Annotated in this window: 18 protein-coding genes, 1 pseudogene and 1 riboswitch; of the genes and pseudogenes, 5 read left to right on the plus strand and 14 right to left on the minus strand. The window is 35.7% G+C overall.

Annotated features, from left to right (window positions below):
- Positions 1–438: 438 nt before the first annotated feature.
- Positions 439–1,221: an ABC transporter substrate-binding protein gene (locus AN964_RS11925; RefSeq protein ID WP_152982376.1), complete on the minus strand. Its 783-nt coding sequence runs from the start codon at positions 1,219–1,221 to the stop codon at positions 439–441.
- Positions 1,222–1,751: 530 nt separating this feature from the next.
- Between AN964_RS11925 and AN964_RS11930 the strand changes: the two genes are divergently transcribed.
- The 3 genes from AN964_RS11930 to AN964_RS11940 all read left to right on the plus strand — a co-directional run bounded on the left by AN964_RS11930 (position 1,752) and on the right by AN964_RS11940 (position 3,571).
- Positions 1,752–2,084 (plus strand): winged helix-turn-helix transcriptional regulator, encoded by a 333-nt coding sequence (locus AN964_RS11930; protein WP_055739891.1) that lies wholly within the window; start codon positions 1,752–1,754, stop codon positions 2,082–2,084.
- 300 nt (positions 2,085–2,384) lie between these two features.
- The gene (locus AN964_RS11935; protein WP_055739892.1) at positions 2,385–3,107 is read left to right on the plus strand and encodes an NAD(P)-dependent oxidoreductase; all 723 of its coding nucleotides are present in this window, start codon (positions 2,385–2,387) and stop codon (positions 3,105–3,107) included.
- Positions 3,107–3,571: a DUF2269 family protein gene (locus AN964_RS11940; RefSeq protein ID WP_055739893.1), complete on the plus strand. Its 465-nt coding sequence runs from the start codon at positions 3,107–3,109 to the stop codon at positions 3,569–3,571. The genes AN964_RS11935 and AN964_RS11940 overlap by 1 nt, the downstream gene beginning before the upstream one ends.
- Before the next feature lie 260 nt (positions 3,572–3,831).
- Here the strand turns inward: AN964_RS11940 and AN964_RS11945 are convergent.
- The 4 genes and pseudogenes from AN964_RS11945 to AN964_RS11960 form a co-directional block, all read right to left on the minus strand.
- Positions 3,832–4,455, minus strand: a pseudogene (locus AN964_RS11945) (TerD family protein); the annotation flags it as partial.
- Between the two features lie 334 nt (positions 4,456–4,789).
- Positions 4,790–5,284, minus strand: a complete 495-nt coding sequence (locus AN964_RS11950; RefSeq protein WP_055739895.1) for a hypothetical protein — start codon at positions 5,282–5,284, stop codon at positions 4,790–4,792.
- Between the two features lie 293 nt (positions 5,285–5,577).
- Positions 5,578–5,868: a hypothetical protein gene (locus AN964_RS11955; RefSeq protein WP_152982377.1), complete on the minus strand. Its 291-nt coding sequence runs from the start codon at positions 5,866–5,868 to the stop codon at positions 5,578–5,580.
- Positions 5,869–5,900: 32 nt separating this feature from the next.
- Positions 5,901–6,467: a CGNR zinc finger domain-containing protein gene (locus tag AN964_RS11960; protein WP_235950570.1), complete on the minus strand. Its 567-nt coding sequence runs from the start codon at positions 6,465–6,467 to the stop codon at positions 5,901–5,903.
- 62 nt (positions 6,468–6,529) lie between these two features.
- On the opposite strand from AN964_RS11960, the gene AN964_RS11965 reads away from it, so the two are divergent.
- Positions 6,530–6,823, plus strand: coding sequence for a hypothetical protein (locus AN964_RS11965; protein WP_055739898.1), 294 nt, complete (start codon positions 6,530–6,532; stop codon positions 6,821–6,823).
- A 389-nt stretch (positions 6,824–7,212) separates the two neighbouring features.
- On the opposite strand, the gene folE is transcribed toward AN964_RS11965, so the two are convergent.
- The 9 genes from folE to AN964_RS12010 all read right to left on the minus strand — a co-directional run bounded on the left by folE (position 7,213) and on the right by AN964_RS12010 (position 15,188).
- The gene (gene folE / locus AN964_RS11970) at positions 7,213–7,815 is read right to left on the minus strand and encodes a GTP cyclohydrolase I (RefSeq protein ID WP_055739899.1); all 603 of its coding nucleotides are present in this window, start codon (positions 7,813–7,815) and stop codon (positions 7,213–7,215) included.
- A gap of 3 nt (positions 7,816–7,818) precedes the next feature.
- A complete protein-coding gene (queE, locus tag AN964_RS11975) occupies positions 7,819–8,538 on the minus strand; it encodes a 7-carboxy-7-deazaguanine synthase QueE (protein ID WP_055739900.1) in 720 nt (239 codons plus the stop codon).
- Positions 8,531–8,971 (minus strand): 6-carboxytetrahydropterin synthase QueD, encoded by a 441-nt coding sequence (gene queD, locus AN964_RS11980; RefSeq protein ID WP_055739901.1) that lies wholly within the window; start codon positions 8,969–8,971, stop codon positions 8,531–8,533. Before queD ends, queE begins: the two co-directional genes overlap by 8 nt.
- Before the next feature lie 21 nt (positions 8,972–8,992).
- On the minus strand, positions 8,993–9,649 hold the full coding sequence (gene queC / locus AN964_RS11985; RefSeq protein ID WP_055739902.1) for a 7-cyano-7-deazaguanine synthase QueC: 657 nt from the start codon (positions 9,647–9,649) through the stop codon (positions 8,993–8,995).
- Positions 9,650–9,701: 52 nt separating this feature from the next.
- A riboswitch (PreQ1 riboswitch) is annotated at positions 9,702–9,744 on the minus strand.
- A 157-nt stretch (positions 9,745–9,901) separates the two neighbouring features.
- Positions 9,902–10,498 carry a GNAT family N-acetyltransferase gene (locus AN964_RS11990; RefSeq protein WP_235950569.1) on the minus strand — a complete coding sequence of 199 codons (597 nt, stop codon included), beginning with the start codon at positions 10,496–10,498 and terminating at the stop codon, positions 9,902–9,904.
- A gap of 425 nt (positions 10,499–10,923) precedes the next feature.
- On the minus strand, positions 10,924–11,730 hold the full coding sequence (locus AN964_RS11995; protein WP_055739903.1) for a M15 family metallopeptidase: 807 nt from the start codon (positions 11,728–11,730) through the stop codon (positions 10,924–10,926).
- Positions 11,731–11,918: 188 nt separating this feature from the next.
- Positions 11,919–12,983 carry a TolB family protein gene (locus tag AN964_RS12000; protein WP_055739904.1) on the minus strand — a complete coding sequence of 355 codons (1,065 nt, stop codon included), beginning with the start codon at positions 12,981–12,983 and terminating at the stop codon, positions 11,919–11,921.
- Positions 12,984–13,029: 46 nt separating this feature from the next.
- A complete protein-coding gene (locus AN964_RS12005) occupies positions 13,030–14,499 on the minus strand; it encodes a sensor histidine kinase (protein ID WP_055739905.1) in 1,470 nt (489 codons plus the stop codon).
- Positions 14,496–15,188, minus strand: coding sequence for a response regulator transcription factor (locus AN964_RS12010; RefSeq protein WP_055739906.1), 693 nt, complete (start codon positions 15,186–15,188; stop codon positions 14,496–14,498). Before AN964_RS12010 ends, AN964_RS12005 begins: the two co-directional genes overlap by 4 nt.
- Positions 15,189–15,840: 652 nt before the next feature.
- Here AN964_RS12010 and AN964_RS12015 point away from each other — a divergent pair.
- A complete protein-coding gene (locus AN964_RS12015) occupies positions 15,841–16,317 on the plus strand; it encodes a hypothetical protein (RefSeq protein ID WP_055739907.1) in 477 nt (158 codons plus the stop codon).
- Positions 16,318–16,526 lie beyond the last annotated feature (209 nt).

Genomic DNA, 16,526 nt, shown 5'->3' on the forward strand with positions numbered 1-16,526 from the left:
TAATCGGAAAATCTCCGCCTATATACCTCGAACCGAGTTCTTTTCTGCGGTTTAACCGGAAAAAATCCGCTTATTTTAAATATCACTGATTACTCGATTAAGGATAAATCTTCTTATGTTTCAAAAAAAACAAGTAAACTCATTTAGATGCGTCGTGGGGAGCATTTGTGGGTTCTGTCTCCTCTGCCCCGCTAATCCAGCCGTGGTTACCCATTTAAATCAAATCAACAATCTCTGTAATTACAAAATACCCCACATACTAAACCACAAAAAATTCTATTTCATACCATTAGCAAACGATTAGCATTTAAAATTCGGCAAAATGTTGATAAATCAATAAAAAACGCACTCTGAATTCAAGTACGTTTTGCTATATAATGTTTGCACCGCTAAAATAAACCCGTAATAGCATGAAGGGGTTTCTTTTAGTATCAGCAGCTATAAGTCCCCTAATATATCTTTAAAATACTCCGTAGCCTCAAGCATTCTCGGACCATACCAGAACATTTCTCCATCAACAATGATTTGCTCTATGTTAGGAAGAAATTCGGCAAACTCTAATTTATGTTTTTCTTGAAATGGAAATGGTTCCGTAGCCAATAGTAAATAGTCGAGCTTTGCATTTTGGAAATCTTCTCTACTAACAACTGGGTATCTCCCGTTGAGTTCAGTAAACGGATTAATAAAGCCAATTTTTTCCAGTAATGAATGGATATATGTTTCTTTCCCAACAACCATGTATGGCTTTCTCCATATTACATAAGCGGCTCTTTTTCCATGAGCCTGCGGGAGTTTATGAAATTTGGCTTTAATAGTGGTTACTAATTGTTCCGCTAATTTTTCTGGATTTGTCACCACTCCAACATCATGAATCATGCGGTAAGCATCCTTAATAGACTGCACTTCCGCTACATACACTGGAAAGAATTCTTCTAATTCTTCAACCATTTCTTTTGTATTTTCTTCCTTTTCCGCAAATATTAAATCCGGTTTTAACTTATGAATGATATCCATCTTAATCTTTTTAGTGCCTCCAACAGTAGCCACAGTTTTTACCTTATCATTAGGATGGATGCAATATTTCGTTCTGCCAATTATTTCGTTTTCAAGTTGTAAAGAAAATAAAGTGTCCGTGATTCCCGGACAAAGCGAGATTATTCTCTTTGGCGGATACTCGAATTCAATTAATCTACCAAGATGATCTTCTATTTTTTTTAGCAATAATAAGAACTCCTTTACCATTTGCTCCATGCGCCAGCATCGGAAAATAAATTTTTTTGATATACCCTCAGCCTTAAAGCTTCACAGATTGGCATTGAACTGACGGAAATCTGTTTACTCTAAAATAACTCCTGAAGGAATTACTAAATTCTATGTTGATTCCATATTCTATTGTCACATTTTAAAAATATATTATAATTTAACCTATCTAACTGTAAAGGAAAAATTTACTATGTTTAAAATAAAGGTTGATTATGATAACGGGTACCGTTTTGAAGCCCAAAATTGCTAATTTGCGGGATAAATAATAAATTAGCTTTCGAATAAACAAGATATACAATAATTGACATTAAAGTTGCTTAGGGCATAAAAGCTCTGAGCGTTTATTATATTGGTATATGGAACTAACAGCACGTTATCAAAGCCTTCTACAATCCTTTTTTAGTTTCAATTGATTGACTTGATCGCAAATCTTTTGTAAAATTTTGAAAAGTGTTTACTTTAGATTAAAGTAAGGGGATGATTTATCAATGATTCATCAGCGTGAATGTCCTGTTGAGACTCTCATTCATGTTTTAGGTGGTAAATGGAAGCCCATGATTTTATGGCATTTGATTGAATCCAATAAGCGATTTAGCGATCTGGAAAAGCTTATACCTGATGTTTCACAAAAAATGCTTTCACAACATCTCCGAGATTTGGAACGAGAAGGAATAGTCGATAGAACAATCTACCCTACCATCCCTCCAAAAGTTGAATATTCCCTCAGTGAATACGGCAAAACATTGATCCCTGTAGCAGAAGTCATGTGTGCTTGGGGAGAAAATCATAATAAGCGGAAATATGAAGAACCAGCGTCTTAAAGCTGGTTCAATGAACTTGTACACAAATTCAAACACTCAAGACAAAAGCTGCCACGGGGATTACCGGGCAGTTTTTGTTTTCCTACCGTGGGCACCCTGTTGTGAAATAATTTTCGGGATTAAGCTAATTAATCTTTAGAAATTTCCCGTCCTCTGCGTGAACATTTAAGTCTCCCCATTTCAGTCATGCTTACTTTAAAGTAAGTTCCTTACTTTAAAGTGGGTTCTTAACAGAATATAAAGACGATGCTAAGCTTGAGCTAACCAAATATTAGGATCCATTTAAGGGAGGAAAGAACAATGAAAATTATTGTTTTTGGAGCGACGGGGAATACAGGAAAAAGAGTGTTGGCGCAAGGGTTAAAAATGGGGCATGAAATGACCGCATTTGTGCGAAATTCTAAGAAGCTGTTTGATCAACTAGATGAACATTCCGCACAATATGTAAATGTGATCGTGGACGATATAATGGACCCGGTCAGTGTCGGTGAGGCGCTCGCGCACCAAGACGCAGCTATTATTGCAGCCGGCCATGCGGGCCAGGGAGAAGAGTTTGTTCGTATCGTCGATAACATTATAACCCAATGTGAATTCCAACCTAGTTTCTCTGGGCGGGTATGGATCATGGGAGGAGCCGGACTGCTTGGTATTCCATATACTGATCTTATAGGCAACAATTTACCCGGCTTCCCTCCTGAGTATAAAAATCACAACCGGAATTTCGAACGGCTTCAGCAGACACAACTGGATTGGTCCATTATGTGTCCGGGAACAATGAGTGATTCGATAAAGCATCCAGTTCCGGTTCATCTGCATGTAACAACGGAAACCTTGCCTATTCCGATTCCGGAGAAGATCAAGGAATATTCCGAGGCAGAAATAACCCATCACTTGTTCAGCCGATTACAAGAGCTGGATGTTGCTTATGATGATGTCGCGAAATGTATGCTGGACCATATAGAGCTCGGAGGATCGTTTAAAAGAAAAAGGGTCGGTCTTGCCTATCGAGGAGAAGGGAGATAATCGGTTTGTTTGGCTTACTATTACTGCTCGTTTTGCATATTTTGGCTTCGATTGCCATAATTGGTCCAGCTTTCGTGACGCCCATCATTCGAAGATCCGCTAGAACCGTTGGTCAGCTTCACTTTGCTTTTGGTATAACAACCAAGCTTGCCATAATACCTAAAATTGGCGGAACCGTACTTATCATAACAGGGGTTTGGCTTATGATCGTAACCAAGATGGGATTATCTCAAATGTGGCTAAATCTATCCTTCCTTTTATCGTTGCTCATGGTCGTCATGATCGACGGATTGATTGAGCCGCGTATGAAAAAGATCATAAAGATTGTATCTGAAAGTCAAGACCAAGGTAATGAAATACCCGCCGAGTTCGGACTATTGATGAAAAAGCTCGTACCAATCGAGACGGCGGCACAACTGCTGATGATTGCCATATTGGTGCTTATGGTCGTTAAGCCATTCTAAAGATACCGACTGGAACGATTTAATCACTAACGCATCTCTATGATAATGAAGGAAGACATTTTTTCAAATTTATCCCTTCTCGATAGATGACAAACGAGCCCCGTGGTAAAGAGGTAATATAAATAGGACTAAGTTCGTCTTCCTTTAACAAAAAGGAATAATGTGTAACAATATATTTAGGGTTTGATATGCCTTTGCAATAAGGAGATAGTAACAAAAAGATGCTTAATCCATTCTTGGAAAAGCATCTTTTCTACCCTTTATTTTCTGCCGGCAACCCACTTCATACCCCAGCCATATGCTCGGTCCATATCTTGATGGCCATTGAAGTATTCCACCAAACGCTGTACTTTAAAAGTTTCGTTTTTAACATTTTCAATCATGGCAATCGCACACATGATTTTACCATTACGGTGTTCGTCCAATTTTACCTCGATGTCAGGACCAGAAGGATACTTAATCGTTACGATTCCATCCGCCTGCGACCAGTTCGCTACTCCTTCATAGATAAACGAATACACTAGAACTCTTTTAATATCTTGAATTTTATTCCCATTAATTCGTAAGTTTTCTCCACCTGAAACTGCCCCTGTCCGATCATCCCCGTCAAGCTCCATATAGGGAACACCACGGAAAGAACCGAATGAATTTCCAAGTGCCTGCACGCATCCCTTTTCACCATTTTTTAACTCATATAAACAACCTAAATCCAGATCGACACCTGCATTCCCTTTTCCGAACAATGCAGAAAAGAAGCCCCCTGAATTTTTCGTTTGCTGATTCCAATTTAGATTAACGAGAATTTCACCAATAGATTGCGTATTGCTTTTTGTAAGATTAATAGACTGCCCTTTTTTTGTTAATTCGACTTTACTTAAATTTACCAACGGTCGCTCCACCTTTTCATATATACTATATTTTCATTATATCAATTAATGGTAAATATGGAATGATTATAGCGAATTTTGCTGAAGAAAAGGATGAGGATTCATATGGGGATGCAGAGACGATTTGAGGATTGAGGGGCCACATGCGTAAAATTTCCAATTCCTTATTACGTATCTTTTACTTCCATCTCCCATCATTTTCGATAAAACGCTGCCTGACTGACCCCTATGGAATATTACTTGACAGGTTAAGATTCTGGGAAAAGATAAGTTAGTCCATTCAATATTAAGCAAAAAGGTCTAATGAGACTACCTAATAGCACCTTCATTGTTATTCAACAGTTTCATTATCACCAATCAAATCAAAAATATAGTTATAATCAAACTTAGAATCTACAATTTTATAATATCCTGTTCCCTTGAACCCATGTGTAGTAGAACCAATATAAAGGACAGTAGGGTTATCTATATATATATCTGAGATAAATATCTTTGTTGACTGTTTAAACTCTAACATCCCTGTTAAATAGGTTCCATTTCCTTTATTAGGAGATAATGTTAGTTTATCATTATCCTTTAAAGGTATTAATTTTAGATTGCTAAAGTATTCCAAAACTAAGCCCAACGTTTTCGATTCATGGCATTTTCCATTGACTGGTTCACCATTAGGGAGATTTTTTGTAATATGAAAGTCTACTAAGGATTCGGATGCGTACTCCTTAATAGGATTGAAGGGAATCTTATAATATATGTAATTCTGATAAAGATATAATGATAGTAAAATTACTATACATAACCCGAATGCTAACCACTTAAATCTTTTCATATTTATTACCAACTCCTTTCGTTTCATCCTTGAGATTTTTATCATATATTTCGATCATCGAACTGCTGGCTCTATGTTGCTGCTTACAAGTACCCTTTTGACTGTTTCGTAATTTTTGTTTCAGCTTTATTTACATTCACTGCTCGACTAAATATTTTTAACCACTTTCTGAAAGTCCATATCCTTTTCAGATTGCTATTAACCTCCCATCATAATACAAACTATCAACAATTTTACATTCTGTATATTCATTTATATGCTATACTTTTCCATTTTAAATGTAGCACAGTCAATTATTTGAAACACCATTTAAGTGCATTCGTGCGGAGAATTTTATCAACAGCTTGTTCATCAAAAAACTGAATCCATTCAATATCGGCATACACAAATGCCATTGCACTTGTTGGTGAATCTGTTCCAAACTTTAGAGCCAGCAATATCAATTGATACGTTATCTGAAGAAAGACTACCACTGGCTTTGGTCGTGTTGAGTTACATACTTGAAACACAAAGAAAAGGACACTTTCTTTACTAGGAAAAGTGCCCGTTTGTGGATGTTTGAAAAGATGTTGGCATTGTGCCATTTTAAGCAAAAATAACTCCGTATTAGGAGCTATTATTTTTTATTATGATAAAATCGCTTTGCTTTTGCTCGATTCCCGCAGTCTGCCATCGAACACCAACGTCTGCTGCGATTGCGGCTTGTATCGAAAAAAAGCCAACCACACGGATACCCTTCACACTTTTTCACCCTGCTTAGTTCTTTTTCAGAAGTAAGAATGTCTATAGCAGATTGAACAATCGGTGGAAGCATTCCGTCTAATCTTTCTTCACCATTCAAAAATTCCAATGAAAATTTATTTTCACCAGGCACTATTCGCATCATCCCGTAAGCATTGGCTAAGGCTTCATTAAAAATGGAAAGATCTTTAGAGGCTGGTGTTTCATCGTTTGATACTAGACTAAAAATTTGGAAAATCGCTTCCCGCAGCTCAATAGCTTGTTGGAGAACCTCTTCTGCCTTAGAAGGTTGATTTTCTGCTTTTTTTAGTAGTGAAAGCGATTGTTGTTTGGTAAGGATATTAGCATGCAAACTCCAGTTTACCAGCTTCTCGTAACTCGTGAGTAACTCCTGTGATTTCTCACTGCTATCGTGCCAACTTACTGTATTGGCAAAATCCAAATCATCTCCTACTCGATTTTGCGTGCTATCAACATACAGGTTTTTTCAGATATTTAAAAACATTGGCTGCACATACGGATCATGTCCGCTATCACATGTGGGGTACCAATGAAATCTTAAAAAATGGGAAACAACCGAAAATGGATTGGGGAAAGAGTTGGGAAATTCATTCTGTAGATGAACAGCAATGGAACCGAATTCAGGAAGGATTGCGAAATGAATACTTAACACTGTTGGAATCGATTGACGTTATAGAATGGAATGAACCACTGGCCAATGAACTGTTATCTTCTTTGGCTCATTCAGCCTATCATCTAGGAGCCATTCGACAAATGTTAAAAGTAGTCAAGGTGTAGTTTTGACATAAAGTTTGATCATTTACTGCGTATCGGTACTTGTAGACGTAAAGGTGCACTTGTCGATTTTGGGGCAATCTGTCCTATATATATAATCAACCCCACACTGATGGGGTTCGCACATCCATATTAAAGTCAAATCTAATATAAATTAACATAGATTCTTTTCAGGAAGCAGCAGTAAATTAAATCTCCGTGGCCTCTCAATCCGTGAATCGTTTCTGTACCACATAAGTGCAAAAAACTGACCTATTGAACTCTAATACTTGAGTGTTCAATAGGTCTGAAATTTATTCTCATTTATCTATCCCTGAACTTAAACATATTTTTCAACGTTATAGGGAACGAGTCATTCTACTAAAGTTGAAGCATAAAAGTCTGTGCGAAAGCTACTTCATCTTAGCTAGTTGAATAGAAGAAAGGACATCTTTCTTATCAATGTCTCCAAGACTAGCAGTTGTAATTGTAGCGGACTGATGTTTTTTTACCCCGCGAACTTTCATACAGAAATGTTCCGCTTTAATCATAACAAATACCCCTTTAGCATTTAATTGCTCATACAAATATGCTGCCACTTCATTTGTAAGTCGTTCTTGAATTTGTGGTCGGGAAGCGAAATAATCCAAAACTCTTGCCCCTTTGGATAGTCCCATTACTCTATCATTTGGAAGATAGGCAATGGTTGCCGTTCCAACAAAAGGCTGAAAATGATGCTCGCATAAAGAGCTAAAAGGAATATTTTCTATTACTACAAGCTCTCTTGATGTATTTTTATCTAATGGGAATGTTGTAATATTAGGCGGATTGGAAAATAATCCATTACATGTTTCATTTACAAGCATTTTAGCTACTCTTTCTGGCGTGTCTTTAATAGAGGGATCATTTAAATCTAATCCAAGTTCCTCTATAATACTAGCAAAATGCTGTGAAATTTTTTGCTTTTTTATTTCTACATCAATCTCTTTATTTTCAACCGTATATACGTGGTTCATCGTTTAAACACCCCGCTTATTTGCCCAAACTAATGCGTGTAGTTGCGGTAAAGCTCGTACACCATTCATTTCAGGATCTTCCATCACTTTACTCCATAACCAATCAAGAGACATAAGTAATCGTGATGAAATATCACCTGATTCATAAGGATCTTTATTCCCTACCGATAAATAAAAATCAATAGCATCATATCGTTTATGGACCATTCTGGCATAATCAAAATCCTCATCATTAAAGACAACTACTTTTAGACTGATTCTTTTTCCTGCTAAATTTTCTATAATACTATCTAATACATCAAAGTCCGTATTCATCCCGCTGCTAGGAGGTTTCGGGCTAATCGTTAAATCATCCACTGACCGAAACCAATCTTGCCAACGGCTTCCTTGTGTTTCTAATCCTACTTTTATATCGTGCTCATGTAATAGTTCAATGAATTCCATCATCGGTTTTCCGATTAAAGCGGGATTTCCTCCACTGATTGTCACGTGATTAAAATTTTGATTTCCAAGCTGCTTTAGTTCGTGAAAAATTTCCGATGGAGTTAGTAATCTAATATTATCTTTTTCAGACCCATCCCATGTAAAAGCAGAATCACACCAAACACATCGAAAATCACAGCCTGCCGTCCGAACAAACATGGTTTTTCTGCCTATTACCATTCCTTCTCCTTGAATCGTGGGACCAAATATTTCAATAACAGGAATTTTACTGCTACTCATGTTTTTCGTTCCCTTCGTTAAATTGGGGTCTATATATTACGTAAGATGTAGGTGTTTCCCGGACTAACACTTGTAGACAAATAGGTTTATTAGATAAAGTATCTAAATAATTCGCAACCAATTCATAGATGGTTTGGGCAACTACCTCTGTTGAAGGAGTCAACTTTTCAAATTCAGGAAAATCATTTAACAGCTGATGATCATATCTCCCGTGCACTAATTTCTTTAAATCACTAAAATTCACTAACATCCCCATTTCATCCAGTTCATCCCCGGCAATCGTTAAATTAACAAAATAGGTGTGCCCATGAGTAAAAGAACACTTCCCTGCCTTTTCGTTAGAGATAAAATGAGCAGTTGAGAAATTCATATCTTTATTTAATTCAAAACGATATGGATGTGGAGCTGGTTGTGGGTAAAATTGCTGTAACATGCTGGTCATCTCCTAAAACGGTTATTTTCTTATTTTCAAGTATTCTTCTAGACCATTTTTTCTTAGCTTACAGGCAGGACACTCTCCACACCCATCCGCTATGATCCCGTTATAGCAAGTTAAAGTTTTTTCACGTACAAAATCAAAAGCATCAAGTTCATCTGCTAGTTTCCAAGTTTCACATTTATCCAACCACATTAGCGGGGTATGAATTACAAAATCCTGATCCATCGAAAGATTTAAAGTAACATTCAAAGACTTCACAAAAATATCTCGGCAATCGGGATATCCGCTAAAATCAGTTTCACAGACTCCAGTTACAATATGTTTAGCCCCCACTTGACTAGCTAATACACCTGCAAAGGACATAAACAACAGATTTCTTCCAGGAACAAAGGTAGATGGCAGACTTCCGTTCTCCCCATCTTTTACCTGGATATCGTCTCTGGTTAAAGCATTTGGAGCCAATTGATTTAATAAGGACATATCTAAAATATGGTGTTTGACACCAAGCTGATTCGTAATATTTTTGGCACATTCAATTTCCAACTTGTGCCTCTGATTATAATCGAAGGTTACTGCAACAACTTCTTCAAATCGTTCCTTCGCCCAAAATAAACAAGTGGTACTATCCTGGCCGCCGCTAAAGACAACAACCGCTTTTTCTTTTTTCTTCATCTTAAACTCTCCTTTGAACAGAAAAACAGGACTACTAACGAAAGCAGTCCTGTTTCCCTTAGTTTTTTTAAGAGGGTAGCTAGAACCTCTACCGCGTTATGCGGATTTTTTATTTAGTTGACATTTTGATTATACAGGATGTTTACCATTTTTGCATATGGAAAACGGTTACTAATGCCAAGAGGTAGCGCTTGTTTTCCAATATGTGAATACTTTGTAAAAGTTGATGCCTACTTTGAAATGCTCACAATATTATTGATACTCTCTATCTAGTATTGAATAAAAATGTTGATCATGCCATTGGTTATTCCAGAACAATTCTTCTTGAAATGTTCCCTCTCTTCTCATGCCCAATCTCTCCATTAATTTTACAGATTTAAGATTGTTACAATTACACATTCCAACTACTTTATGAGCTTGTAATCTTTCGAATGCAAACCCTATTAAAAGTTTCGTTGCTTCATACCCAAAACCATTTCCTTGGTAAATTGGAAGAATTGCAAAACCAATCTCCCAACTCTTTCTATGCTCTACATAACACCATATTTGGGCTAGTCCAATTGGTTTAACTTCTCCCTCTATGGTGCTTTTGACAATAAAATCATAACTATACGGAGTATTCATCTTCTGTAGGTACTTTTCTCTAACGACATTCATATCTGATTCAATATATTCTTCAAATAACCAAATATCTTTATTGCATTCTAGTTCACAAATAAAATCCAAATCATCCGGAGTAACTCTTGAAAGAATTACATTTTTTCCATCCAGCTTTATAATAATCACTTCCTTGTTTAGTTTTTTAAGATTCATATCGTCTAAAATATACAGCGTAGATATTTCAACCATTTTTTCCTATACTAACTATTATAGGAATTTTTCAACATGACAGCTATGCTGTTGTTAGGCCATGTAGGATAAACACTGAAAAGCTTTTTAGGTATTTCTTTATTCCCAGTAAAAAATAAACAACCCTAGGTTAAATAAATTTCCTTTCATAGCAACTGATTTTTACATACTGATTATTAGAAAGAATTTTTATCTCTTTATCTGTAAAGAATTTTTTACTTATAAATTTGTATTCCTATCCCCGTTTCATTCATTGTATATAAAAATACCCTGTAGAGTAGGCTTTTTTACGTGTCTACTCTACAGGGTACATTTTACAATAGGAGCTCATCATTCATCATCCCAAATTTTATTCATTCATTTCTCCCTCATTATATAAAATACATATTTTTAGAAGAATTTTATATTTTTTAAGATGGACGTTATTATTTTCCGTCTGAGTTCACAGGTGCAACATGATAATATTCTTCTAGTGTTAAATCTTGCTTAAATAACTCAGTGGCTAAATTAACTCCAACATAACGAATATGCCAAGGTTCATATTGATAGCCAGTAATTTTTTCTTTGTTTTTTGGATAGCGAATGATAAATCCATAATTATGGGCGTTATTCTTAAGCCAGGTTGCCTCTTTTGTATTTGCAAAACAGTCTTCTGCTGCACAAGATCCATCCAATCCGCTAACGTCAATGGTTAATCCTGATTGATGTTCGCTTGTTCCAGGAACAGCGCTATATGTTTTTGCTTTTTCAATTCCATCCTTTTTAACATAATTATTGAATATGGTTGTTTGAGTTTGATAAGAACGATAGGCTGAAACACCTGCTAGAGGTATATTTTGTTCATTAGCCGCATGGAACATTTTTTCAAGATACTTCGCCGCTTCTGCTCTCATCATTCTTTTTTCTATTTTTTCATTAAAAATAAATGGAACATTTGGGTAAACGAGATCTTTCGGTTCATAACCTTGCGGAAATGCATATTTTTTGTCTACAAGAACGGTGATACTTTCAGGATCAGCGACAGTAAGTAATCCCGGTTCTGATTGTGTAGCATTAGTATCCACTTTTATTGTAGGGGTTTCTAGTTGACTCTCGTTACTATGAGATGGTTGTTCCTTTTTGCCTATATTATCTGTAAGTTGTTTTTGTTGTTTGTTTTGTGCATTTCCGGAACAGCCTGAAATAATTAGAATCAGCGTGAACAGTACCATTGTAACTATTTTTTTTATCATGTAGTTGCCTCCTAAGCAAAGTGTAATGAAGTCTTTTCTAAAGACCACATGATAAAAAATAATTGTTTAATGTTTCTATTTTTCACTTAGTTATTGCAAGAATGCAAAAAAATTGTTTCCAACTTGTAAACTTTTGAGTTGAGGAATCGAGAATTTCAAAAAAGAGCTACTAAGTAGCCCTTCTAATTTTATTTAAGTGAGATGATATTCGTAATCATTTTGTTTTGATCAAATGTTGTAATCATAATCTTCTTATTGGATTCGCTCCAGCTTACAGGAATACGAATATTGTATTTAGGATATTGGACATTCAAGAGTATAGGATTCATTTCACCTGTTAAAGTGTCTACCACATATAGGCCCCTCTTACTGTTATCTTCGGAAAATAGATTAAAAGCAATTTTTCTTCCATTTGGAGCCCAGTTAGTACCCAAGATTCCAATACCGCTTGCAAGTTTTATGGGGTTACGCCCCTTTAAATCAGTAAGGATTAACTCTTCAGTTGTATCATTCGTTCTTTGTACCAATGCTAATTGAGAACCATCAGGTGATGGAATCACACTAGAGATATGATTCTTGATCAGAAATGGCTTGCTATTGCCGTCAACAGAAAATAAATGATAGTTGATGTCAACAAAATAAATTTTTTTATTGGATATCCCAATGGATAAGATGGCGTCTTTCGTTGAAGTGATTTTCATTACATTACCGTCTAAATCTGCTTTTAGGATATCTCCATTAAGTGTACTAAATATGACATGTGAATGATCCAACCATTGGACATTATTAACCATATCAGAATTGCCAAGGCTTATTGTTTTTTTAGTTTGGATATCCATTATATAACGAACCATACGTTCACCGTCATCCATGAATAAGAAAAGGTGTTTTTTGTCGGGGGACAATAATGAATAGTTTTGCAACTTGAATTCGGATTTCAATAGTGTTTTGGTTTTCGTATTCATATCATAGATGTAAAGGCTGCTTTCAGAACTATTCGCTCCTAAGTTCTTAGGTGTATTAAGGATAATTTTAGTCTCTGAAAAGAATTGAGTGGCTAGTGTATCATCTATATTTTCAATATGGCTCACGGCAATATTTTCCTGCTGTTTAGGAGGCTGTAATATCATAATAGTTTTTCCATCCTTCTCAATCATTTTCCTGGTACTACTATTTTGTTGATCACACGCAGTCATAATCAACATAGGGATTGAAGTTACTATGAACACTTTCATTAATTTAAAAAAATTCACGGATAAATCTCCTTTTGTACTTTTAAATGGACATCGCCAACTCCCATTACAAGGCATGATATATAGGAAAACGTAGTCGAAATACCGTTCCTTGTCTATCGGATCTATGAAGTATAACGGTCCCGTTTTGTTTTTCCGTTAATTTTCTTACAATAGTTAGTCCAAGGCCAGTTCCACTAAATTCGCGGGAGCGCTCCATATTTACTGTAAAGAAAGGGTCGAATATTTTCTTCTGCAGATCTTTTGAAACCATATTTCCAGTATTTTTTACATCGATGATGAGGAAATCATTATCCACAAAAGAATCTATCCAAATAGTACCATTCAGTTCATTATACTTTATAGCATTATCGATTAAATTAACGAAAATATGAATTAAGTTCTCTCTATCTGCCCATATAACGGCAGAAACTAATTTAGTATGAATCTTCAAATTATACTTTGCAGCTTTCCCACGCATACTGTTACATATGTCTGTCAAAATATCTTTCATCTCGATTGGCTGTGATTGCTGCTCAAAATCATATTTCTCCAACGCGGAAAGACGCAGTACTTTTTCAACCATTTCATAAAGACGATCCGTCTGCTTACTAATATTCTGAACAGCATCCTCAATCAACATTGGATCATCCGGGTACATACTGAGCAAATCAACGTATGCTTTAATGGATGTTAAAGGTGTTTTAAATTCATGACTTATATTTCCAATAAATTGTTTCTGCTGTTGCTCCAATACCTGGAGCTTTTGAACAGCGAGTTCTAGCTTCTGCTTCTCCAAGTTCATATTGTTCAAGTTTTGTTTAATAGAATTGCTCATATTGAAAATGTCCTGACTTAGTTCCCCTAATTCATCTCTTCTTACGACTGGAGGTTTATCCAAAAAATGACCTGAATGGATATGGTTTGATGCTATTTGAAGTTTAGAGATGATTAAGGCAATTTTATAAAAATAAATATAGCCAACAACAAATCCAACAATAAACACAATAATACCCACTGTTAAAAATAAATGCTTCGTAATATTTAAAAAATCATGGTTGTTTTTAAGAGAATAGTGGAATTCAATGATACACATCATTTTATTTTCTATTTGGAGCGGTGAAAAATAGGTGAGTGAATTTCCTAGAGTCTGGTAGGCTATTTTACCTTGAATAGCATAATGAAGAGTGTCCGAAACACCTTTCGCTTCATTACTGAGTGGCATCGAATTACCAACTAGACTACCCTTTGAATCGTACAAAACAACCTCCATTCCACTAAGCATAGAAAGATACATCGCAAGACGCTGCCCTCTTTGATGCATAAAATTCCCTGGTGGAATTCTCTCATCCTCGGTTAAATAATTTTGACTTATATATCGTTGGGCCATTTCACTTTGTTGTAAAAGGTGTTTCTCCACCGTTTGAATCTGATATCTTTCAATTCCATGTAGCACAAACTTACTAAGTACTCCCACAGTTAACAAGAGGATAATGGCCAATGCTAAACTGATTTTTAGTTTAAGACTTACTCTCATTTTTTTACTCCAGAGGAAGCTTTATAACCCACACCATAAACGGTTTGAAGTACAATCTGTTCTAAATCATTTATCTTTTTTCGAAGACGCTGTATATGAATATCGACAGTTCTCGTCCCCCCTATATAATCCATCCCCCAAACAATATTTAGAAGATCTTCTCTTGAGTATACTCGTTCAAGATTAGTGAATAACAGTACCAATAAATCAAATTCCTTTGGAGTTAACTTAACAAGATTATTGTCTACATACAGTGTTCGCTGAAATAGGTTCAATTGAATATTACGAACAATAATTTCCTCTTGAACAATGTTAGTATCTCGGCCATCCATTCGCCTTATGAGCGCTTTACTTCTAGCTAATAATTCACGTAAGTCAAATGGCTTTGTTACATAATCGTCTGCCCCTAGTTCAAGTCCCAGTACTTTATCGACAATATCATCCTTAACCGTTAAAAGTATAATTCCGATACCCTTCCGATTCTCCAGTTTGCGACACACATCATACCCTGATAACTTCGGCATCATTACATCCAGAATGATAAGATTTGGTTGAAAAGACTCTACTAGTCTAAGAGCTTCTTCCCCGTCATTTGCAGTTTCGACCACATACCCTTCCCTACGAAAGGAATAGGCAACTGCGTCCACAATGCTTTGTTCATCATCTACTATTAATATTTTCTTTTTCAATGGTCTCTCTCGCTCTTCTATAGAATTTTTATTGGCACCATAATGAATGACTATTCCATTATGTAGGTTGTATATATTAATTAGGTCTCAAATTGGCGAAGTTGAAGATAATTCCGAATAAAGTGAAAATTACGTTTGGTCGTTCTCTTTTCACTATTCGTTTTCAAAGGCAAACTTGATTTTTTCACAACATTTGTGACAATCGCTTTAGGAACATCAAACATACGGATAAGAATCCAAGCTTTTGGACAGTTTTATTTAATACCAGTAATGCTAGATTCTGTATGGTTCCTTTAGACTTAGACTGTGCTCATTCGAGTTGGGGTGTACACTTCTTCTAAGTCTTTCTCCATCAACTAAAACCTGGGTATATAGTATCCTGAATACTTGGCAATTCATGTCACTCCCTACAAATTATATTATTCTATCTTTATAATAAAATAAAACCCTATCAAAATGATAGGTTCCGTCAAATTCCCCTGTTATTTTCCATAGTGGCCCCTCCATCCTCAAATCGTTTCCGTACCCTAATTGAAGTGCCAAGTATTCATGTATGTTAATACTTTTCCAGTAGCATAGTTTTTGTTAAAAAGCAGGAAATATAAGGAATTTATCGAAGACATATATAAAATCTATAGTTAGGAGTGACAAAATGTTTTATTTAATTCTAGGATTAGCAGTACTAATTGTAGTCATCATAGTTATAAGTTCGACGAAAAAGAAAAGGGAAGATCCAAAGCAGAAGAAATATCACATATACACTTATGTTGTAATGGAGAATGAAGACGAAGATTTGTTTGATGAAGCAGATGAAAAGTTGTGGGAACTTGCTGAAACATATCCCTTTCTGCAGCCGGGGCAAATATTTTGCAGAATAGATAGGAATCAGGACAAATGGGATAACGATTGGGATGAATTAATTACAAATACCAATTATTCGAAGGAAAAGGAGCCATACTATTTATTATTTAGTGAAGAAATATGGAATATAAAGAACTCTTTAAAGATTCCATGGGATACGAAAGTACTGGAAACGAATAATATTGATGAAGTAAGAAACTGGTGTAAAACATTTGAAGAGAAAATTTATAAAGAACAGGGTTCCTATAGTTACCGCATAGGTGGATAAACGTTTAGTAGAAATGGGCAGTTACTATTTTGTATCGATTGAACAATACTAATAGAAAAGATGAAACACTTTCATTTTAATTATTCGCATATTATAATAAGTACAAGAATACACTAAAAAAGAACGCCGATGCTGTAACATCAGCGTTCAGTCAGCTACTCCGCAAGAAGTGCGGTGGCTAAAGGCAAGAGTAACCCTACACCTTAGCA

The organism is Heyndrickxia shackletonii (assembly GCF_001420715.1).
Lineage (GTDB): Bacteria > Bacillota > Bacilli > Bacillales > Bacillaceae_C > Margalitia > Margalitia shackletonii.

Excerpts from the sequence above, each read along its gene's own strand:
- AN964_RS11930 (WP_055739891.1), top strand. The coding sequence starts at position 1,752 with ATGATTCATCAGCGTGAATGTCCTGTTGAGACTCTCATTCATGTTTTA.
- AN964_RS11935 (WP_055739892.1), top strand. The coding sequence starts at position 2,385 with ATGAAAATTATTGTTTTTGGAGCGACGGGGAATACAGGAAAAAGAGTG.
- AN964_RS11950 (WP_055739895.1), bottom strand. The coding sequence starts at position 5,284 with ATGAAAAGATTTAAGTGGTTAGCATTCGGGTTATGTATAGTAATTTTA.
- AN964_RS11955 (WP_152982377.1), bottom strand. The coding sequence starts at position 5,868 with ATGGCACAATGCCAACATCTTTTCAAACATCCACAAACGGGCACTTTT.
- folE (WP_055739899.1), bottom strand. The coding sequence starts at position 7,815 with ATGAACCACGTATATACGGTTGAAAATAAAGAGATTGATGTAGAAATA.
- queE (WP_055739900.1), bottom strand. The coding sequence starts at position 8,538 with ATGAGTAGCAGTAAAATTCCTGTTATTGAAATATTTGGTCCCACGATT.
- queD (WP_055739901.1), bottom strand. The coding sequence starts at position 8,971 with ATGTTACAGCAATTTTACCCACAACCAGCTCCACATCCATATCGTTTT.
- queC (WP_055739902.1), bottom strand. The coding sequence starts at position 9,649 with ATGAAGAAAAAAGAAAAAGCGGTTGTTGTCTTTAGCGGCGGCCAGGAT.
- AN964_RS11990 (WP_235950569.1), bottom strand. The coding sequence starts at position 10,498 with ATGGTTGAAATATCTACGCTGTATATTTTAGACGATATGAATCTTAAA.
- AN964_RS11995 (WP_055739903.1), bottom strand. The coding sequence starts at position 11,730 with ATGATAAAAAAAATAGTTACAATGGTACTGTTCACGCTGATTCTAATT.
- AN964_RS12005 (WP_055739905.1), bottom strand. The coding sequence starts at position 14,499 with ATGAGAGTAAGTCTTAAACTAAAAATCAGTTTAGCATTGGCCATTATC.
- AN964_RS12015 (WP_055739907.1), top strand. The coding sequence starts at position 15,841 with ATGTTTTATTTAATTCTAGGATTAGCAGTACTAATTGTAGTCATCATA.